General features: G+C 63.9%; 20 protein-coding genes. 6 read left to right on the top strand and 14 right to left on the bottom strand.

All coding sequences use genetic code 11. The annotated features are described in order from the left end of the window. Nucleotides 1-93: 93 nt before the first annotated feature. Nucleotides 94-660 (bottom strand): elongation factor P, encoded by a 567-nt coding sequence (gene efp / locus ACFO6Q_RS17965; RefSeq protein ID WP_380022502.1) that lies wholly within the window; start codon nt 658-660, stop codon nt 94-96. Between the two features lie 83 nt (nt 661-743). Between efp and epmB the strand changes: the two genes are divergently transcribed. Both epmB and ACFO6Q_RS17975 read left to right on the top strand, forming a co-directional pair. After that, the gene (gene epmB / locus ACFO6Q_RS17970) at nt 744-1,736 is read left to right on the top strand and encodes an EF-P beta-lysylation protein EpmB (protein WP_380022503.1); all 993 of its coding nucleotides are present in this window, start codon (nt 744-746) and stop codon (nt 1,734-1,736) included. Between the two features lie 214 nt (nt 1,737-1,950). Further along, nucleotides 1,951-4,023: an EAL domain-containing response regulator gene (locus ACFO6Q_RS17975; RefSeq protein ID WP_380022504.1), complete on the top strand. Its 2,073-nt coding sequence runs from the start codon at nt 1,951-1,953 to the stop codon at nt 4,021-4,023. Nucleotides 4,024-4,053: 30 nt separating this feature from the next. Here the strand turns inward: ACFO6Q_RS17975 and htpX are convergent, their stop codons facing one another. Next, complete coding sequence (htpX, locus tag ACFO6Q_RS17980; protein WP_380022505.1) at nt 4,054-4,932, bottom strand: protease HtpX; 879 nt, start codon at nt 4,930-4,932, stop codon at nt 4,054-4,056. Nucleotides 4,933-5,124: 192 nt separating this feature from the next. On the opposite strand from htpX, the gene gluQRS reads away from it, so the two are divergent. The 4 genes from gluQRS to phbB (ACFO6Q_RS18000) all read left to right on the top strand — a co-directional run bounded on the left by gluQRS (nt 5,125) and on the right by phbB (ACFO6Q_RS18000) (nt 8,523). Continuing rightward, complete coding sequence (gluQRS, locus tag ACFO6Q_RS17985) at nt 5,125-6,015, top strand: tRNA glutamyl-Q(34) synthetase GluQRS (protein WP_380022506.1); 891 nt, start codon at nt 5,125-5,127, stop codon at nt 6,013-6,015. A 69-nt stretch (nt 6,016-6,084) separates the two neighbouring features. Continuing rightward, entirely contained in the window at nt 6,085-6,825 is a 741-nt protein-coding gene (gene phbB, locus ACFO6Q_RS17990; RefSeq protein ID WP_380022507.1) for an acetoacetyl-CoA reductase, read from the top strand. Between the two features lie 329 nt (nt 6,826-7,154). Next, the gene (gene phaR / locus ACFO6Q_RS17995) at nt 7,155-7,655 is read left to right on the top strand and encodes a polyhydroxyalkanoate synthesis repressor PhaR (protein ID WP_380022508.1); all 501 of its coding nucleotides are present in this window, start codon (nt 7,155-7,157) and stop codon (nt 7,653-7,655) included. Nucleotides 7,656-7,776: 121 nt separating this feature from the next. Further along, nucleotides 7,777-8,523 carry an acetoacetyl-CoA reductase gene (gene phbB, locus ACFO6Q_RS18000; RefSeq protein WP_380022509.1) on the top strand — a complete coding sequence of 249 codons (747 nt, stop codon included), beginning with the start codon at nt 7,777-7,779 and terminating at the stop codon, nt 8,521-8,523. Nucleotides 8,524-8,735: 212 nt separating this feature from the next. Here phbB (ACFO6Q_RS18000) and ACFO6Q_RS18005 read toward each other — a convergent pair whose 3' ends face one another. The 12 genes from ACFO6Q_RS18005 to ACFO6Q_RS18060 form a co-directional block, all read right to left on the bottom strand. After that, a complete protein-coding gene (locus ACFO6Q_RS18005; protein ID WP_380022510.1) occupies nt 8,736-9,152 on the bottom strand; it encodes a hypothetical protein in 417 nt (138 codons plus the stop codon). A gap of 87 nt (nt 9,153-9,239) precedes the next feature. Continuing rightward, nucleotides 9,240-9,551, bottom strand: a complete 312-nt coding sequence (locus tag ACFO6Q_RS18010) for a hypothetical protein (RefSeq protein WP_380022511.1) — start codon at nt 9,549-9,551, stop codon at nt 9,240-9,242. Then, nucleotides 9,551-11,440 carry a hypothetical protein gene (locus ACFO6Q_RS18015; protein WP_380022512.1) on the bottom strand — a complete coding sequence of 630 codons (1,890 nt, stop codon included), beginning with the start codon at nt 11,438-11,440 and terminating at the stop codon, nt 9,551-9,553. The genes ACFO6Q_RS18010 and ACFO6Q_RS18015 overlap by 1 nt, the downstream gene beginning before the upstream one ends. 116 nt (nt 11,441-11,556) lie before the next feature. Next, a complete protein-coding gene (locus ACFO6Q_RS18020; protein WP_380022513.1) occupies nt 11,557-12,639 on the bottom strand; it encodes a hypothetical protein in 1,083 nt (360 codons plus the stop codon). Beyond that, entirely contained in the window at nt 12,596-12,826 is a 231-nt protein-coding gene (locus tag ACFO6Q_RS18025) for a hypothetical protein (protein ID WP_380022514.1), read from the bottom strand. The genes ACFO6Q_RS18020 and ACFO6Q_RS18025 overlap by 44 nt, the downstream gene beginning before the upstream one ends. Further along, nucleotides 12,823-13,470, bottom strand: a complete 648-nt coding sequence (locus tag ACFO6Q_RS18030; RefSeq protein WP_380022515.1) for a TubC N-terminal docking domain-related protein — start codon at nt 13,468-13,470, stop codon at nt 12,823-12,825. Before ACFO6Q_RS18030 ends, ACFO6Q_RS18025 begins: the two co-directional genes overlap by 4 nt. Next, nucleotides 13,467-14,774 (bottom strand): AAA family ATPase, encoded by a 1,308-nt coding sequence (locus ACFO6Q_RS18035; protein WP_380022516.1) that lies wholly within the window; start codon nt 14,772-14,774, stop codon nt 13,467-13,469. Before ACFO6Q_RS18035 ends, ACFO6Q_RS18030 begins: the two co-directional genes overlap by 4 nt. After that, the gene (locus ACFO6Q_RS18040) at nt 14,761-15,243 is read right to left on the bottom strand and encodes a hypothetical protein (RefSeq protein ID WP_380022517.1); all 483 of its coding nucleotides are present in this window, start codon (nt 15,241-15,243) and stop codon (nt 14,761-14,763) included. The genes ACFO6Q_RS18035 and ACFO6Q_RS18040 overlap by 14 nt, the downstream gene beginning before the upstream one ends. Further along, nucleotides 15,240-15,683, bottom strand: a complete 444-nt coding sequence (locus ACFO6Q_RS18045) for a CHC2 zinc finger domain-containing protein (protein WP_380022518.1) — start codon at nt 15,681-15,683, stop codon at nt 15,240-15,242. The genes ACFO6Q_RS18040 and ACFO6Q_RS18045 overlap by 4 nt, the downstream gene beginning before the upstream one ends. Further along, complete coding sequence (locus ACFO6Q_RS18050; RefSeq protein WP_380022519.1) at nt 15,680-15,895, bottom strand: helix-turn-helix transcriptional regulator; 216 nt, start codon at nt 15,893-15,895, stop codon at nt 15,680-15,682. The genes ACFO6Q_RS18045 and ACFO6Q_RS18050 overlap by 4 nt, the downstream gene beginning before the upstream one ends. A 116-nt stretch (nt 15,896-16,011) precedes the next feature. Next, entirely contained in the window at nt 16,012-16,521 is a 510-nt protein-coding gene (locus ACFO6Q_RS18055) for a hypothetical protein (protein WP_380022520.1), read from the bottom strand. An 889-nt stretch (nt 16,522-17,410) separates the two neighbouring features. Further along, nucleotides 17,411-18,079, bottom strand: a complete 669-nt coding sequence (locus ACFO6Q_RS18060; RefSeq protein WP_380022521.1) for a hypothetical protein — start codon at nt 18,077-18,079, stop codon at nt 17,411-17,413. Nucleotides 18,080-18,165: the final 86 nt, after the last annotated feature.

Here is an 18,165-nt window from a genome sequence, read left to right on the forward strand (position 1 = left end):
AAGGCGGGCTGAGGGCTGAGGGCCAAGGGCTGAAAACCTCAAGCTACGTGGGACCGCTGTTCAGCCCTCAGCTCCCGGCCCTCAGCCCTCGCTTCACTTCACGCGCGACATGTACTCGCCGGTGCGCGTGTCGACCTTGATCTTCTCGCCCTGCGCGACGAACAACGGCACGCGCACGACCGCGCCGGTCTCGAGCTTGGCCGGCTTGCCGCCGCCGCCGGAGGTGTCGCCGCGCACGCCCGGATCGGTCTCGGTGATCTCGAGTTCGACGAAGATCGGCGGCGTCACGGTCAGCGGAGCGCCGTTCCACAGGGTCATGATGCAGGTCTCGTTGCCCTTCAGCCACTTCGACGCATCGGCCATCGCGGTCTCGTCGGCGGCGAGCTGCTCGTGCGTGGAGGGGTCCATGAAGTGCCAGAACTCGCCGTCGGAGTAGAGGAACTCCATGTCGGTATCCATCACGTCGGCAGCCTCGACCGAATCGGTCGACTTCATCGTCATTTCCTGCGTGCGGCCGTTCTTGAGATTGCGGAACTTGACGCGCGTGAAGGCCTGGCCCTTGCCGGGCTTGACGTACTCGGTGTCGACGATCGTGCACGGATAGCCGTCCACGATGATCTTCTGACCGTTCTTGACGTCGTTCATGCCATAGCTGGCCATGGGGTCTCCTGAGGTTCGGTTCGGGCCGCGACAGCGGCTAGAATGGAAGGCTGAGAATCAGATAGCCGTTTATGATACCCGCAATGCCGCTGCCCGCGCAGCCGCGCCGCTGGCAGCAGATCTGGCGCGAGGCCGTCACCGATCCCGTCGAGCTGCTGCGGCTGCTCGACCTCTCCGCGCACGCAGCCGACCTGCTGCCGCCGGCCGATACCGGCTTCGCCCTGCGCGTGCCGCGCGGCTTCGTCGCGCGCATGCGCCGCGGCGATCCGGCCGATCCGCTGCTGCTGCAGGTGCTGCCGCAGGCGGCCGAGCTGGGCGAGGTACCCGGCTTCACGCGCGACGCGGTCGGCGACCTCGGCGCACGGGCGGCGAACGGCCTGCTGCACAAATATGACGGCCGCGCGCTGCTGATCGCCACCGGCTCCTGCGCGGTGCACTGCCGCTACTGCTTCCGCCGCCACTTCCCGTACGCCGAGGAGACCGCCGCGGCGAACCGTTGGCAGCTCGCACTCGGGCACCTGCGCGCGGACGCGTCGATCGGCGAGGTGATCCTGTCCGGCGGCGACCCGCTCTCGCTGTCGACGCCGAAACTGGCCGAACTGACGCAGGCGCTCACGTCGATCCCGCACGTGCGCCGGCTGCGCATCCACACCCGCCTGCCGGTGGTGCTGCCCGAGCGCGTCGACGCCGAGTTCGGCGGCTGGCTCGCCGCCCTGCCGCTGCAGAAGGTCGTCGTGCTGCACGCCAATCATCCGCAGGAGATCGACCCGGCCGTCGCCGACGCCTGCGCGGCGCTGCGTGCCGCCGGCGCGACCGTGCTCAACCAGGCAGTGCTGCTGCGCGCGGTCAACGACGACGCCGACGTGCTGGCCGCGCTGTCGGAGCGGCTGTTCGAAGCCGGCGTGCTGCCCTACTACCTGCACCAGCTCGACCGCGTCGCCGGCGCCGCGCATTTCGAGGTTCCGGACGACGCCGCGCTGGCGCTCGTCGACGCCCTGCGCGCGCGGCTGCCGGGCTACCTGGTGCCGCGGCTGGTGCGCGAAGTCGCCGGCGCGCCGTCGAAACTTCCTGTGTAAGTGCGGTACCGGCGCGTCGCTTCGACGCGTCGATGGAAAAGCTTCGGCGAATCCGGTAGAACGCAGGCATCGAAGGGCCGACGCTCGCTCCGCGGTCCGACGTTCCGTCTTCACGTCATCTTCGCCTCCGCAAGGTATCGCGGTCGCGCGGTCCGGCACGGCGGGACGCCCGCAACGATTGTTCCGCTCATCGCCTCCCTGACCGCCCTGCCCGATGACCCGATCCGACTCCATCATCAAACTGCTGCTGGTCGACGACTCGGTCGACGACGCCGAGCAGATCATCAGCATGCTGCGCAACGGCGGCATCGCCGTGCGCCCGGCACGCGCCGCCAGCGAAGCGCAGCTCGAGGCCGCGCTCGAACAGCAGACGCCGGACCTGATCATCGTCGACCTCGGCTGCCGCGAACTGACCCTGCCGCAGGTGCGCGAGATGGCCGAGCGCGGCGGCCGCGACGTCGCGCTGATCGCCGGCGGCAGGGAACTGACCCGCGAGACGATCATCCAGGCGTTCCGCGACGGCGCGCGCGCCGTCGTGCTGCGCGAGTCGCAGGAACTGGTGCAGATCGTCGTGCGGCGCGAGTTCGACTCCCTGAGCATGCGCCGCAGCGTTCGGCGCCTGGAAGCGGCCCTGCGCGAATCCGAGCGCCGCTGCGAGGCGCTGCTCGACTCCTCGCGCGATCCGATCGCCTTCGTGCACGAGGGCATGCACGTGCGCGCCAACCGCGCCTATCTGGAAATGTTCGGCCACGACAGCTTCGAGGACATCGAGGGCATGTCGATCCTGGACATGATCGCCGGCGAGGACGCCGACGACTTCAAGGCGCTGCTCAAGCGCCTGTCGAAGGGCGAGAAGCCGCCGCAGCGGCTGAACCTCAAGGCCAAGCGCGGCGACGATTCGACGTTCGACGCGACAATGGAGTTCGCCGAGGCGAGCTTCGAAGGCGAACCCTGCCAGCAGATCACCTTCCGTCGCCAGGTCGCCGACGCCGCGCTGGAACAGGAACTGGACGCGCTGCGCTCGAAGGACCTGATCACCGACCTGTACAACCGCCAGCACATGATCGCGCAGATCGAGCGCGCCGCCGCCGCGGCGGCCGAGGGCGCGGGCGACCAGGCGCTGCTGCTGATCGAGCCAGACAACTTCAAGCAGGTACTCGACACGATCGGGCTCGGCAACGCCGACGTGCTGCTCGGCGACATGGCCGCGCTGCTGCGCAGCCTGGTCGGCGAGCACGACACCGCCGGGCGCATCGCCGACCACACCTTCGGCGTGCTGGTCGGCGCGCGCGACAGCGAGGCGACGCAGACGCTCGCCGACAAATTGCGCAACGCGTTCGGCGAACGCATCTTCGAGGTCGGCCGCCAGTCGATCAGCCTGACCGTCAGCGTCGGCGGCGCACTGATCGGCGAGCGCAACGCGAGCGCCGACGGCGTGCTCGGACTGGCGCAGTCCACGCTGCGCGAGGCGCAGAGCAGCGGCGGCAACCGCGTGCGCGTGGTCGATCCTTCCGAACAGGACAAGGCCGCCGCCGAGACCTCCCGGCACTGGCTCGAGCAGATCGACCGCGCCCTGGCCGGAAACGGCTTCGTGCTCTACTACCAGCCGATCATCAGCCTGCACGGCGCCGACGGCGACTTCTACGAGATCCTGCTGCGCATGCGCGGGCCGCAGGGCGAGATCGCGCCGAGCCAGTTCCTGCCGGTGGCCGAACATCACGGCAAGATGCCGGCGATCGATCGCTGGGTGATCGCCAACGCGATCCGCGCGATCGCCGAGCGCGAGCGCGCCGGGCACCGCACGACGTTCTTCGTCAAGCTCGCGCCGCAGTCGCTGGACGATCCGACCCTGCTGCCGTGGATCGCGCAGCAGCTCAAGAGCTCACGCCAGCGCGCCGACTCGCTGGTGTTCGAGATGCCCGAAAGCAAGGTGGTGACGAACCTGAAGCCGGCGCGCGCCTTCCTGAAAGGGCTGGAGCAGCTGCGCTGCGGCTTCGCACTGGAGCAGTTCGGTTCCGGCCTGAACTCGTTCCAGCTGCTCAAGCACATTCCCGCGCACTATCTGAAGATCGACCGCAGCTTCATGGCCGAACTGCCCAAGCACAAGGAAAACCAGGAGCGCATCAAGGACATCTGCGAGCAGGCACACCACGCCGGCAAGCTGACCGTCGCCGAATTCGTCGAGGACGCGGCGAGCATGTCGATCCTGTTCAACTGCGGGGTGAACTTCGTGCAGGGCAACTTCCTGCAGGAGCCCGAAAAAGTGATGGCCCAGGGCGCCGCCTGAGCGGCGACGGCCCCGGGCCGGGACGCGGGATCAGGCCGCGGCGCGCAGCGCGGCGACGCGCTCGGGAATCGGCGGGTGGCTCATCAGCAGGCGCGCAATGCCGCCCTCACCGGAGATGCCGAACGCCTGGATCGCCTTCGGCAGCGTGCTCTCGCCGTGGTTGCCGGCCAGGCGCTCGAGCGCCGAGATCATCTTCTGGCGGCCGGCCAGGTGCGCGCCGCCGGCGTCGGCACGGAACTCGCGCCAGCGCGAGAACCACATGACGATCAGCGAGGCGAGAAAGCCCAGGCCGATCTGCAGGGCGATGACGATCGCGAAGTAGGCGAAGCCGTTGCCGCCGTCGCGGTTGCCGCTGATGGCGCGGTCGATGACGGTACCCAGCACGCGCGCGAAGAAGATCACGAACGTGTTCAGCACGCCCTGGATCAGGGTCATGGTGACCATGTCGCCGTTGGCGATGTGGCTGACCTCGTGGCCGAGCACGGCCTCGACCTGGGCGCGGTCCATGCTCTGCAGCAGGCCCGTGCTGACCGCGACCAGCGAGTTGTTCTTGCTCATGCCGGTCGCGAACGCGTTCATTTCCGGCCCTTCGTAGACCGCGACCTCGGGCATGCCGATGCCGGCCTGCTCGGCCTGGCGGCGCACGGTGTCGAGCAGCCAGGCTTCGCTCTCGTTGCGCGGCTGCGTGATGACCTCGGCGCCGACCGAGCGCTTGGCGATCCACTTGGACATCGCCAGCGAAATGAAGGAGCCGCCCATGCCCATCACGGCGGACATGATCAGCAGGCCCTGCAGGTTGATGCCGCCTTCCCGCTGCGTGTAGACGTCGATGCCGGTCAGCTTGACCACGATGGTCAACAGCAGCATCACCGCCAGGTTGGTCAGGACGAAAAGAACGATGCGCAACATGGTCTACCTCGACTCCGATTCGCCAATTCGATTGGCCCGCACCCGAAGCCGCCGCGGAACGCGGCGCTTGGACATCGCTGTGGATAGGTTCCCCGACAGGCTTTTTAAAGCCTATCCTGTTTCAATCGCGATCACGAGCCGGACCTTGGACCTCGATCGACGTGGCAGGTTCCGCAGCGGAACACGCCATCCATGACGATCCATCGCGGCCGCTTCGCGCCGTCGCCGAGCGGCCGCCTGCATTTCGGCTCGCTGGTGGCCGCGCTGGGCAGCTGGCTGTTCGCGCGCGCCGCCGACGGCGAGTGGCTGGTCCGCGTCGAGGACTTCGATCGTGAACGGGTCGTTCAGGGCGCGACCGAAGACATCCTCGCGACGCTGCAGGCGTTCGGTTTCCAATCCGACCGGCCGGTGATCCGTCAGAGCGAGCGCGACGCGATCTATCGCGCCGCGCTCGAGCGGCTGCGGCGGCAGGATCTGGTCTATCCGTGCTGGTGCAGCCGCAGCGACCTGGCCGCCGCCGGCGGCATCCATCCGCCGCAGTGCGTCGCTGGCCCGGACCCCGTGCGTCCACCCGCATGGCGCCTGCGCGTGCCGGACGAGACGATCGAATTCGTCGACGGCGTCCAGGGTCCGCAGCGGCAGGATCTTCGCCGCGAGGTCGGCGATTTCGTGGTCTGGCGGGTCGAGGACACCACCGCCTACCAGCTCGCCGTGGTGGTCGACGACGACGCGCAGGACGTCACCGCGATCGTGCGCGGCGCGGATCTGCTCGATTCCACGCCGCGGCAGATCCTGCTGCAGCGCCTGCTCGGCCTGCCGCAGCCGGAGTACGCGCACCTGCCGCTCGCGCTCGGCGCGGACGGACGCAAGCTGAGCAAGCACGACCGCGCGCTGCCCGTCGACGCATCCGATCCGCTGCCGTCCCTGCGCGCGGCCTTGCAGTTCCTCGGCCAGCCGGCGCCGCATGCACGCAACGTGCGGACCCTACTCTCCGCGGCGCTCGCCGCCTTCGATCCCGGCCGCATCCCGCGCACGACCGCGGCACCGGCGCCGTTTGCGGCGCTGCGGAAGGACGTTTGCTGACGCCGCGGGCACAATCGAAACGGACACTGCCTGCGTCCCCACCCCAACGAAAGCGAAGGAGCAAGACTCATGACGACGCGCGTCGCCCTGGTCACCGGCGGTACTGGCGGAATCGGCACGGCCATCTGCCGGCATCTCGCGAAACTCGGCCACAAGGTGGCCACCAACTATCGCGACGAGACGAAGGCCCGGGCCTGGCAGGAGGCGCAGCGCAAGGACGGCTTCGAGTTCGCGATCGCTCCCGGCGACGTGGCCGACGCGGCGGCGGCCGAAGCCATGGTGCGCGAGGTCGAGAAGCAGCTCGGCCCGATCGACATCCTGATCAACAACGCCGGCATCACGCGCGACACCACGTTCCACAAGATGAACGCGCTGCAGTGGCAAGAGGTCATCAACACCAACCTCGGCTCCTGCTTCAACGTGACGCGCCCGGTCATCGACGGCATGCGCAACCGCAAGTGGGGCCGCATCGTGCAGATCAGCTCGATCAACGGCCAGAAGGGCCAGTACGGACAGGCCAACTACGCCGCCGCCAAGGCCGGCATGCACGGCTTCACGATCTCGCTGGCGCAGGAGAACGCGAAGTTCGGCATCACGGTGAACACGGTCTCCCCGGGCTACGTCGGCACCGACATGGTCATGGCGGTGCCGGAAGACGTGCGCGCGAAGATCGTCGCGCAGATTCCGCTCGGCCGCCTCGGCGAACCGGACGAGATCGCCTATGCCGTCGGCTTCTTCGCCGACGAACGCGCGAACTGGATCACCGGCGCCAACCTCGCCATCAACGGCGGCCAGTACATGGGTTGGTGATGCGCGTGCTTGGCCGATGCCGTCTGGCATCGGCCGTGCGCATCACCAGATGAGGCAGGGATGCCGAGTGGGAGGGTCCGCCAGGGACGGCCAGCCATGGATGGCGTAAGGGACGTACCAGGGATGGTTGCTCCAGACCCGGCCAAGCACCTTCGAGCCCCGATCTTCGCACTGCCCAATTTGCTTCCGGGCGCATTCTCCTTTCGCCCTCGCAGCCTCGCCTGCCCCCCAACGCGCACTCGCCAAACCGCAGCATTTCCCCCCAACGAACGTTTGCTGCGCAGCATCCGAAACTGGTGCGCCGCGACACATTCTGCTAGCGTTGCGGAATGGCCGAAATCCGCATCATCAAGAAGTACCCGAACCGGCGTCTCTACGACACCGAAATCTCCAGCTACATCACGCTGGAGGAAGTCCGCCAGCTGGTGCTGGACGACGAGGAGTTCGAGGTCCGCGACGCCAAGACCGGCGAGAACCTGACCCGTTCGGTGCTGCTGCAGATCATCTCGGAGTACGAGGAACGCGGCCAGCCGATGTTCACCACCAAGCTGCTGTCGCAGATCATCCGCTTCTACGGGGATTCGCTGCAGGGCTTCATGGGCGGTTATCTGGAGCGCAGCCTGCAGATCTTCCTCGACCAGCAGCAGCAGTTCCGCAGCCAGCTGAGCAACATCCTCGGGCAGACGCCGTGGTCGATGCTCAACGACCTGACCGAGCGCAACATGGATCTGTGGAAGTCGCTGCAGCAGGGCTTCCTCACCAGCGCCGCGAACAGCGTGCGCAACGGCGCCTTCGATCCGTCGAAGACCAAGAAAGACCCCAAATCCTGAGTTTCGGGCCCGTGCCGTTCGGGCCTTGACACGTTTCCGTCACGTTCCTAGCATCCCGCGCGCTGCGCCGCAGCAAATTTTGGCTGCGTCGATTGCCGCAGCGCACGAGCAGGAATCATCGATGAGCAAGCGTATCGCGATCGTCACCGGCGGAATCGGCGGACTCGGCACGGAAATTTGCAAATACCTCGCCCGCTCCGGGCGCTTCGTCGTCGCCGTCGACCTCGCCAGCCGCACCGAGCGCGTCGAGCAGTTCCGCACGGAAATGGCCGAATTCGCCGACTCGGTCGTATTCGAGCCGCTCAACGTCGCCGACTTCCAGGCCTGCGCCGAACTCGTCGAGCGCATCACCAGGCAGCACGGCCCGGTGTCGATCTTGGTCAACGCGGCCGGCATCACGCGCGACACCAGCCTGCGCAAGATGGCCCCCGAGCAGTGGATCGACGTGCTCAAGGTCAACCTCGAAGGCGTGTTCAACATGTGCCGCCATGTCGTCGACGCCATGACCGCGCAGGGCTTCGGCCGCATCGTCAACATCTCGTCGGTGAACGGCCAGACCGGCCAGTTCGGCCAGACCAACTACTCCGCCGCCAAGGCCGGCATGCACGGCTTCACGATGGCGCTCGCCCGCGAAGTCGCGCGCAAGGGCGTCACCGTCAACAGCGTCTCGCCGGGCTACTGCAAGACCGCCATGGTCATGGCCGTGCCGGAGGACATCCGCAACCAGATCGTCGCCGACATCCCGGTCGGCCGCCTCGGCGAACCGCACGAGATCGCGCGCGTCGTCGACTTCCTCTCCGCCGACGACGCCGGCTTCATCACCGGCGCGAACATCCCGGTGAACGGCGGGTATTTCATGAACTACTGACGGTAAACTCGGACACCGCAATGTGATGCGGTTTCTGAGACAGATACGTCATAGATTCGCGTTCTAGCTACCCAAGCAGCTACCCATTCTTGTGCTGGTGGGCACCAATGCAGCCCTGCTTGGCTACGCCTCCGACCGCATAACAGCAAAAGTACGGCGGCGGCTCGAATTCTTCCTTTCCAGCCAGAGGGGTGCGGCTGAAGCACCCTACGTCACGACGCCCTTCCGGTTTGGCCGCTCGCAGCGAACCCTTGCGCGATCCATCGAATCGCCAACCATAGAAGGGTGCTCGGGAAGAGGAAGATTGCCAGCCATTTGGCCGCAAGCCCCCAACGCATCGACGCTTCCATTGCTGCCCAATCCTTGGTCTTTGCGAAGTAGCAGTTGCCACCGTGCTCCTTGAGCGCTCGAACGGAATCACTCATTGGCATATCGGGGTAAGGTTGCCCCAGCATCTCAAGGGTGTTCAGCGGCAACGTGGCGACATCCTCAGAGCACAGCTTTCTTATCGCTTCCGTGCGCATGCGCTCCGCAGTCGGGACGCGCTGCCACTGATCGAGCGCCAAGTAGCCGACGATTGCGCCCCAGCAGAGGCACCGAACAATCACAAGACGATTCCAGCCGGTCATGGCCCCTCCCCTGCGCATCAGGCTATCGCACTTGGCTGGCCACCGCATGGGTACAAGGCTATGACCAATAGAATCCTTGATTGAGATTCACCGGCCCTGCTGGGCGACTGCCAGCAGCTCCTCGTCGGTCATCTCCGCCGCGCTCAGTTCGCCACGGACTCTTGCATTGACGTCCGTCGTGGACAACCTGGGAGCGAAGTACGGAGCAGCTGCCTTCGCCGCATCCATACGCTCGGTGAAGGTTGGCTTGTAGCCGTCGATCTCTTCGCCTCGCGAGATCCGTAGCAGGTACTCGTGCGGAAGCTCGCCAGTCTTGGCGGCTTCCTCCCTGGCCTTCTTGGACATCTTGTTCACGCCGCCGAGCTTGCGGCCGGCGCCGTCTCTCTTTCCTCCACGCATCATTGAACTCCTTGATTACCGAACAATTGAGCGGCATCCGTCAGATCAGGATCACTTCCTCGTTCGGCCATGTTCGCCAAGACGGAAACCTGGGACGGCAATGCATGGACCGGGACGGTGGTCTGCCTCGCCAGCCATCGCACGAACGTGGGATTCGTCATCAGCCTTGCGCTGAGATTCGCCGCGGCCACGCCTGCGACTATGCCCGCTGCGGCTCCGTAATGCCCGCTGAGGAGCGCGGTGACGGCCGTTGCCGCAGTCGTCGCCTGCGTGGCTGCACCCGCCGTGCCGGCCGGATTGCGGAACACCATCGAACCGTCACGAACGTTGGACGTTGCCTTGGCTATTTGGTCCAAGTCGTTGCGAAAAGTCGGCCCCATCCGATCGAACAGGACTTGCTTCGCCGCTCCGCTGAGCTTGTTCCAGTTGGTCAGGAAGGATTCCGTGCTGAAGGCGTCGCCGAGTTCGTTCTGGGCACTCGGGTTGGCGCTGCCAAGCCTGCGCACGACTGCACTCGTGACGATCTTGGCCTCCTCGGGCTTCAGGCTCTGCATGACGCCGTGCAGCGTGCTTGCGCCTTCACGAGTGCCGCTGAGCGCTGCCTGGAATACCTTCTCCGGACCGCCTGCACGATCCACGACCGCCTCGACGCGCTCTAGTCGATCCATGCCGGCGCGGTAGTAGTTCTCCGCACGATTCGTGGCAGCGAATGCCTTGGGATCTCGCGCTGCCTGGTTGCGGATGTCCTGTGACAGCGCTCCGTAGAGCTGCTTCAGTTCGCCTCGTGGTACATCGGAGACGAGTCCCGCATTGGCGATCATCTCGCCAACCCGCGTGCGAAGCTGCTTCACGGCTTCATAGGGGAGCTGGCCGGACTGTCCACCTGCGGCCAGGGCAGACTTCATATCCTCGTCCAGGGCATTCCCGATCGCTGACAACTTCGGATTCGCCAGGAGAGCGCTGGTGGCCTCCGCTCCCTTCGTCGGTGTCGAGACACGCGCGAAGAACGACTGTGTCGCCCGCAGAGGAACCTGGGTGTCTCCGGGCATGAACTGGTCGACCCTATCGTACAGATCGCGTGCTTGTGACTTGAACCGCTCCACGAATCCACCGGGACCGGCAATCCCTCGCTCGATCGCTCGACCCGCTGCGGCCGGGTTGGCGTTGACCGCAAGCCCATCTGCATTCGCCCTTACCGCATCGCCAATCTGGTCGGCCTGCTTGCCGGCGAACTTGGCCATGACTCCAGCGGACCCGGGAACACGGGCCAGGAGGGATTCCAAGGCTTGCGCAGTACGCCCTTCGGTCGCCTGTCCCACGGTCGGCGTGGTGCCTGCGGTCTGGAAGGCATCGATGGTTGACTGCATCGCCTGCCGGCTTTGCTCACCGCCACGCACAGCTCCGCGCAGTGCAGCACCGCCAGCGGCTGCGGCTACTGAAGGACCCAGACCTCCAGCCAGGGCAGCCAACGTTTGTTCGCCTTCCGTCGCGCCCCGAGCCTTGGCGATCTCCTGAGCTGCGGATCCCGTCAGAGTGCTGGCCGCCTGCGATAAGGGCTGCGCCGCCATCTGCGGAGCGCCAGCGGCAAGGCCACCGCCCATCATGAGTCCCGTCCCGACGAGCGCGCGCGAAGCGTTCCCAATGCCTTCCTCCAGGGAACCCTCCGGCTTCGGCAGTCCGATCCAGTCCGCGAGCTGAGAAGCCGACTCACCCGTCCGCTGGTAGCGAGGCGCTTCCCCTGTCACCAGCGACGACAGATCGTGGTTCCGTGGGGCGAGATAGTCGATGGTCTGGCCGATAGGGTCAGCCGCGATACCAAGTAGATTGCCAGCGCCCTCGATCGCGTAACGTCCAGCAAGCCCGGCCTGTCGACCAATCTGCTGCAGCATTCCCGGCTCTTCGGGGGCAGCACCAATCAACCCTCGACGGCGCGCCTCCGCGAGCATGTCCTGTTGTGCGGGCGGGAGAATTCCGCGTCGCTCTGCCTCTAGAAGTAGTTCTGCATTCATGGGCCCAACCCCAATGCGGCTCGAATCTCCGCGTCAGTCATGTCCTTCGGAGCCTTCATCGCTTGAGAGGCAGACGTAGCCTCCGCCGGCCTGGTCGGAGCACTCGGCACATAGCCGGCAAGCGTCCTGTTCTTGTTTACGTAGTCCTGCGCGCGCTGGTATTCGTCGATGTCGAACTTCGACGCCGTGCGCATGATGTTCAGGAGGCGGGCGTTGGCACGAGGGTCATTGCCGAAGCCGGGCATTCCCTTTTCGATGAACTCGCGGTCCGCATTCGAGATCCCGGAACCCGTGCCAAGCTGCTTCACTCGCTCCAGGACTGCCGGCTGGATAGCGCCCTTGAGCGACTGGAGGTCGGCACCCGCCTGCGTTCCGAAGTATTGGCCCGCCATCGCCATGGCTTCGGGAATCTTGCCCGTCTGGGTGTTGCTCAGGATCTGCTCGATGACGTCCGCCTGCTTGAGCGTGTTGTTGGCGGCGATGGCTCGGTCGCGCCACTTCACGAACTCGCCCGCATCCTTCTCCCCGAGCGCCTTCTGGAAGGCGTTCTCGTTCGCCATGTTGATGCTGGTCACAGCTCTGCCTGCATGCGCCTTTTGCAGCATGAAGTTCTGCGCTTCCTGGTTCGGCGTGAACTTCATGTTCAACGGATCAACGAAGCCGCCCGACGACGAGTCGTACTTCACCTCTGGGAAGTCTCGTTTCGCTTGCGCCTCGGACTGCGCCTTGCTACGAGCGACGGTCGTATCCTTGAGTATCTCCTGCTGCATCTTGCGCTGATCGTCTTCGAGCTGACGCTGCCGTTGTGCTGCGGCCGACTTGTTCTGCTGATCGAAGTACCGACGAAACCAGTCCGAGACTTTCCCCTCGTCCTCGTTCTGCATCATGTGGCCGCGAATCATCGACGCTGCACCAGCGAGCAAGCCGGCGGTCCCAGAGTTTGGAATGTAGGTGGAGTTCATCAGCGCCTGCGCGAGTGCTTGACGCTGTTGGAGCTTCTGCTGATCCGCGTACAGGTCGGCTAGGCCAGACGGATCAGTTGAGAACTCGTAGAGATTGGTCGGAATGTTCTGCTGCATGGGTTTCTCTCTCCGTCTTAAGCTTGGCAATGCAGGTATTGATGACGTCTAGCTGTAGGGTCAGTAGTTGCATGTAGAACAGAACGCGTTGCTGGGGATCACCGATGTCCTCGCCCATGATTGCGGCGTGCGAGACGTCGAGAACCCCCTGGAGCTGCGCCTCGACCTCTTCGAGAAGTGCGCTCATGTTGGTCCTCTCGGATTGAACTCCGCGCATTGGCGCTTGGCATGGGGATAGGCAGGAACATTCGCTTCCACGCCCTTGCCGCAGGTGCCTAGGCCACCGGCAGGGTTGATGGAATCTCGGACAAAGAAGATGCACTCAGCACAAGTCACCGGGGGCCGAGGGATACCTCGGCCTTGCCGCTGACACGAGCACCACGGACAACCGAGAACTATGGGCCAACCCGAGATGATGGGCGCATGCGCCGCGACCTCGGGAGCCAACCAAACGGGGCCGCACTTACGGCAGAGCGCCGGGGCGGTTTCACCAGCGGGACACTTTCCCTGCGCGCGCAGATGGGTATCCCTCAACGCCAGAACGAATGCCCTGCGGGCGCGCTCTGGCAACAGTTCGCAATCGAGCACGTCCGCATCTGGAAGCGTATCGATCAGCGAGGTGTCGACGACCTCGACCTCAGCGATATGCCGCAGGCGACTGCGAAGTTCCGATAGTCGGATGCTCACGATCAAGGCGGGCTTGCTCACCCGAATGCGTTCCGTGAGTTCCGGTGTCAGCGTGCCGCTTGGTGCTGCCACTTTCAAATGATTCTCAACGACCGCGAGGCGGATCCCGTGGTCGTTGAGTTCCCGAAGAGTGACCGCGCTCATAGCGTCACTTCCTCGATAGGCAAAACCGCAACACCGCATGCCATAAATTCTTGCGGTGTTGCGGCCTTGGAAGCCTCTGGAACCCGCGCCACCATTGGCAATTCCGCAAGGCCGCAAGATTCTGTGGTGAGGCTTGCGGCCTTGGTGTTTGCGGTGTTGCTGGTAGGAAGCCGCCAGACCCAATACCCACCGCCAGAGTTTCCGGAGCTGATGCGCTCTGCGATCACGCCGAGATCACGCTTGGCGGTTTCGATTGTTCGCCAAGAGGCGCCAGCGCCATTGGCTTCGGCCTTGAGCTTCTTCACTGGCACTTCGCCACGGCTAAGCTCGGTTCGGAGCCACTCTGCTGCCTCATTGCGCGGACCGCCATCGATCTCCTCGAAGTCACCGAGTAGCTCCCGCGCGGTCCCATCCAATGCAGCCCCCCAGCGAACAACAGAGGCCGAAATGCCCGGTTCAACCTCGACTTGCTCAAGTTCGTAGGCGAACCCACCGCCATCGGGGCCGATGTTCGACTTGGCACGTGCGAACAATCGTGCAGGGCCTTCTTCTTCGTCGCTGCGTTTCGCCGCAACCATGACAACTCGGGCAACCGCACCAAACGCGATGCTTCCCGTAACACGCTCGACCGGATCGCGACCACTTGACCCCTTCGAAAAGTGGGAAATGCCTATCACAGCAGCGCCAAGGCGATCTGCCATGTTCACAAGTGGCTGAAGACCGCGCCGAACCTCGGTGTTCTTGTGGGAATCGCCACCGACCGCTGTTACTACCGGATCGACAATGATCAGTGCCACGTCGCCGATACGCAGTACCTCCAGCTCAAGAGCCGGAAGATCATTGGCTGGGTCGAAGGGTCTGACCTCATTGCCGACCTTCGTATCGCCGATGAAAAACACGCGTGACAAGTCGGCACCGGCAGCATGAAGACGAGGAACCAGCGTATCCGCTACGTCGTCCTCGCCGGACCAGATGACTACATTGCCGCGTTTTGCCCGCGCTCCGCACGGCCAATAACCACCACTAGAAATGGTGGCGGCAAACGACATAGTTATCGTCGTCTTGGCAACACCAGGAGGGCCGGCGATTACATGAAACTTGCCTCGCGCGAAATAGCCGCGCCAAACCCAATCCATGGGGACACACTTGATAGAGGTAGCTGGAATGATCTCGATGACTGCTTGGGCTTCTTCCTGTTTTCCGGCGAACGAAAACTCTCGCCGATCAGTGAGCCTTTGCACAGTCGCGAGCTCGCGCTCTGCCTGCTCATCAAGATTTGCGAACCTTTTCTCAGCTGCGCGCATTGAGCACCTCGCGCGCGTCATGGATCCGTTGGCAAGCAATACTGAGTCGCGCCTGGTCATCGGCCGCGAGCGGTTCGCCTCTCTCCGGATAGGCCGCTGCGCACAGGACAACAGTCGCTTCGCGATCGAGAACTCCGAGAGCCGCCGACCATCCTGCGATCTTGGCGTGCATTCGCATCTCGGAACGCTCAGACGGCGTCATGTCGCGCCTTTCGCATTGTGGGTAGAGGGATGCCAAAGACAGTCCCATCGCCTCAAGAATGTCCCTCGCCGAGTCGCCACCGAAGTCGTGTAGTAGAACGGCGCCATCAGCACCGCGCGCCAGCGAAACCGAAGCGGTCCGATCCTCTCGGGTTGGAGCCTTGAACGTCGCGCGATTCGGCCCGAGGCGTCTTACTCCATTGGCATGCGACAGAATCAGTTCGAACGGATCGCTATCTTGGATAACATTCGACGAAGCGGCTGTCATGCGCACCCCCGCACCAGGCGGATAACAGCCTCGGCGAACGACTGGCCGAGCCGGCGCATTTCGAATCCAATGAGATCCCCGCCGACGCCGCAGTGCGAACAGCGGAATCCGCCCCGCGTTTCCGTCAGTTGGACGCTAAGGCTGCTGTTCGTGTCAGCATGAAACGGGCACGGGCCAACAGCCCAGCCGCTCGCGCTGGGCTTGCTGAGCCCCGCGATGTGGGCGCGGTAGTAGACGCTCGGGTGAAGCAACCGATCGCGCCAGCTCTTCGGTAACGAACGCGTAGCGTGTTCGTTGTTGTGAGATGCTCGGGGCTCGTCACCACACAGTGCGCGATAGCCGTCGAGTGCGCTAGAATTGCGGATACGATCGATGTGGTTAGTGGCCTCGGGCAGCGTGCTACCGCTACCGGGGCCAAATCGTTTCTGAGGCGTGTTCATGCCGCCTCCTGCTGATCGCCGGGACCACTGACAGAGGCAATCAACGCGCGCACGTCTTCGGCGCGCCAAGCGGTGATTCGTTCACCGAGCGAGCGGACTGGCTGGGGATAGCGGCCGTTTCTGACGCCAGCCCACCAGGTACTTTTGCTGACTGGGATTACGGATAGAACCTGCGGCAAGCGCAGGAAGCCTGTGGCGGGAAGGTCTTGCATCGCGTCTCCTATAGTTCGTCCGTCACTGCATTGCGACGGACGTCCTCAGACGAGGCGATGCCTATGATTAGTTTTTCTTGTCTAGACGCAACAAGGCGTAGAGGTGAACATTGTGGCTAGTTTTTCACCGCATCTTCTGTCTCTGTAGCCGCAATGAGCGCATCTGCACGCTTGATGACCTCATCCGCTTCCTTCCATCGACGTACATCTGCGTCTAGGATCGTCTTGACCGCGTTCACACTAAGTGAATGCATTCCAGCCAAGATAGCCATGCGCGCGCTCTTCTTTGATACTTCATGCCGCATTACTCGCTCCTGAGCGACTATGAGTGAGTCGCGATCCGCATTCTTTCGTCTTCCAACCCTGACTTCAGCACGCGAAATCGCCTTGCAGGCCCCCTCGGAAGTCGCCGCACGATCGAGTAAAACCGCTACCAAGGGGGCGAACTCAGCTGGCAGGGAACGCCCCTGACGGAAGACTTCTGCCAATGTCGCAAATGCGGCCGACGCGCGGCCCTCGTCCCCGAGTAAAGCCGCCACTAACGTGTCGGAAATAAAAATGTGTGCTGCTCGCTCATCGTTTGAGCCAAGCAGCGAGACCATTCCCTTTTGCAGGATGTTTGCCATGCGCGCACCTCCGCGCCCTTCAAAGAGCGCCACGGCAACGGGGGAAGGTGCCCCGCGTTCGGCTGGCCGGCCTAGCCGTGGCGATTCTGGAATGGCTGCTAGTGACGCATCGAGGCCATGAATTTCAGTGCGGCTCTGGCTTGCAACAGCAGCAGATCGCCCCCCTCTGTAACACTCATAGCCAGCACCATGCGAGAGGCCTCAACTTTCTGGAAGGCGATTGCTGCGCCGTCATCAGATGCTATCGATGAATACGCTCGCCAGTCCTCGTTGCGCCACGATTGGAGCGCCGTGCGAACTTGCGCACGCTCAGACACCGGGAACTCCCTCGCTACACGCTCCACAGCCAGAAGCAGGACGCCAGCTGGCCTTGAGCTTGGTTCCGATATCGACCTGCCGTCAGTCCTTGACGAGGGAGCATGGCGGCACGCCCCCACTCGCCCTGGTCTGATCGAGCCATCAATCTCCACGATTCCGAACCCACGCGCATGAGCGCGGGAGCGCCTCAACTTTTTTGGCGGGTGCAGCCCAGCATAGAATCCTGCCGCGAACGGGCCCTCCGTCTCAACCAAATACCGTTGGACCAGGGCATCCACGGGTTCTTCTGGACGTCCTGCACGTCTTGCCGCCCTTTCCTGGCGAATGCGCCACGCTCCGAATTTCGGATGGAGAACGAGGTCATCTGCACCGAGCAATGAGTTGGGCTTGCGCGTGCGCCTGTGCTGCTTTGCTCGAGCGCCTAGCACCTCCGCGATGTAGCGCTGAACTTGGTCTTCGTGGTTCTCATAGGGAAGACCGGCCTCGCGGGCCTCTTGGTCTTGTTGATGAGACCAAACCCTGAACTTGGGATCGAACGGGAGATCATCGGACACAGTTGGATTCCTTCCAGTCACGACCGTGCCTCCCTAGATGCGATAGAGATACGGGCGAGCGATTCGCTCGCCGTCTTTGCGGCCTTGCGGCTCGGCGACACATCAATGGAAGCCAACAGCTTTTCCTTGGCGCGATGCTCTCGTTCGAGAGATTGTGCGAGGCCCCAGAAGTGCGGGCTGACATAGATTTCATCGCAATGGCGATGGTCATCGTAGGCACATCCGCCTCGCCCTTCGCACTGCAACGCAGTCCACCGTTTCCAGCATTTCCAGTAGGCGCTACTTTGCACTTTCCACTGCACTTCGCTCCTAGGGATGCTGAAGTGCGGAAGCTCTGTCACGACGTACTGGAAGAACCCCACCGGCTCTACCTTCGTCAGCTTCGGGAACTGTTCGACATCGATGCCCACCTGCTCGCAGAGATAAATGTAGGCATCGTCGACGTGAGTATCGAGCAACTGATGCTCATCGCGGATTGTTTCCATCGCTTCGGAAAGTAGGTGCCAGACCATTCTTCCACCCACTCCGCTCGCGTCCTCAATCGCATCGTGTATGGAGTTACGTGTTTCTTGTGAGAAGTCGATCTGGTAGATGCGCCTGCGCCATGACTTCGGCTCTAGCTCGGCGCGTGGGACGAAGGTTGGAATGCTGGTCGGTGCGCCATGCGTCTTGGATGATCTGGGCATGTCTGTGGACTCCTGACTGAGATGGAGTCCGCCACGAGCGCCGCTGGGCGAAGGTGGCGGACGATGCAGGATTGGCGTACCGGCAA

The sequence above is a fragment of the Dokdonella ginsengisoli genome (assembly GCF_042652785.1).
Classification (GTDB): domain Bacteria; phylum Pseudomonadota; class Gammaproteobacteria; order Xanthomonadales; family Rhodanobacteraceae; genus Dokdonella_A; species Dokdonella_A ginsengisoli.

Excerpts from the sequence above, each read along its gene's own strand:
- gluQRS (WP_380022506.1), top strand. The coding sequence starts at position 5,125 with ATGACGATCCATCGCGGCCGCTTCGCGCCGTCGCCGAGCGGCCGCCTG.
- ACFO6Q_RS18025 (WP_380022514.1), bottom strand. The coding sequence starts at position 12,826 with ATGAGCGCACTTCTCGAAGAGGTCGAGGCGCAGCTCCAGGGGGTTCTC.
- ACFO6Q_RS17975 (WP_380022504.1), top strand. The coding sequence starts at position 1,951 with ATGACCCGATCCGACTCCATCATCAAACTGCTGCTGGTCGACGACTCG.
- ACFO6Q_RS18010 (WP_380022511.1), bottom strand. The coding sequence starts at position 9,551 with ATGCGTGGAGGAAAGAGAGACGGCGCCGGCCGCAAGCTCGGCGGCGTG.
- ACFO6Q_RS18035 (WP_380022516.1), bottom strand. The coding sequence starts at position 14,774 with ATGCGCGCAGCTGAGAAAAGGTTCGCAAATCTTGATGAGCAGGCAGAG.
- ACFO6Q_RS18030 (WP_380022515.1), bottom strand. The coding sequence starts at position 13,470 with ATGAGCGCGGTCACTCTTCGGGAACTCAACGACCACGGGATCCGCCTC.
- htpX (WP_380022505.1), bottom strand. The coding sequence starts at position 4,932 with ATGTTGCGCATCGTTCTTTTCGTCCTGACCAACCTGGCGGTGATGCTG.
- ACFO6Q_RS18005 (WP_380022510.1), bottom strand. The coding sequence starts at position 9,152 with ATGACCGGCTGGAATCGTCTTGTGATTGTTCGGTGCCTCTGCTGGGGC.
- phbB (WP_380022507.1), top strand. The coding sequence starts at position 6,085 with ATGACGACGCGCGTCGCCCTGGTCACCGGCGGTACTGGCGGAATCGGC.
- ACFO6Q_RS18045 (WP_380022518.1), bottom strand. The coding sequence starts at position 15,683 with ATGAACACGCCTCAGAAACGATTTGGCCCCGGTAGCGGTAGCACGCTG.
- phbB (WP_380022509.1), top strand. The coding sequence starts at position 7,777 with ATGAGCAAGCGTATCGCGATCGTCACCGGCGGAATCGGCGGACTCGGC.
- ACFO6Q_RS18040 (WP_380022517.1), bottom strand. The coding sequence starts at position 15,243 with ATGACAGCCGCTTCGTCGAATGTTATCCAAGATAGCGATCCGTTCGAA.
- ACFO6Q_RS18055 (WP_380022520.1), bottom strand. The coding sequence starts at position 16,521 with ATGGCAAACATCCTGCAAAAGGGAATGGTCTCGCTGCTTGGCTCAAAC.
- phaR (WP_380022508.1), top strand. The coding sequence starts at position 7,155 with ATGGCCGAAATCCGCATCATCAAGAAGTACCCGAACCGGCGTCTCTAC.
- ACFO6Q_RS18015 (WP_380022512.1), bottom strand. The coding sequence starts at position 11,440 with ATGCTGCAGCAGATTGGTCGACAGGCCGGGCTTGCTGGACGTTACGCG.
- ACFO6Q_RS18020 (WP_380022513.1), bottom strand. The coding sequence starts at position 12,639 with ATGCAGCAGAACATTCCGACCAATCTCTACGAGTTCTCAACTGATCCG.
- epmB (WP_380022503.1), top strand. The coding sequence starts at position 744 with ATGCCGCTGCCCGCGCAGCCGCGCCGCTGGCAGCAGATCTGGCGCGAG.
- ACFO6Q_RS18050 (WP_380022519.1), bottom strand. The coding sequence starts at position 15,895 with ATGCAAGACCTTCCCGCCACAGGCTTCCTGCGCTTGCCGCAGGTTCTA.
- ACFO6Q_RS18060 (WP_380022521.1), bottom strand. The coding sequence starts at position 18,079 with ATGCCCAGATCATCCAAGACGCATGGCGCACCGACCAGCATTCCAACC.
- efp (WP_380022502.1), bottom strand. The coding sequence starts at position 660 with ATGGCCAGCTATGGCATGAACGACGTCAAGAACGGTCAGAAGATCATC.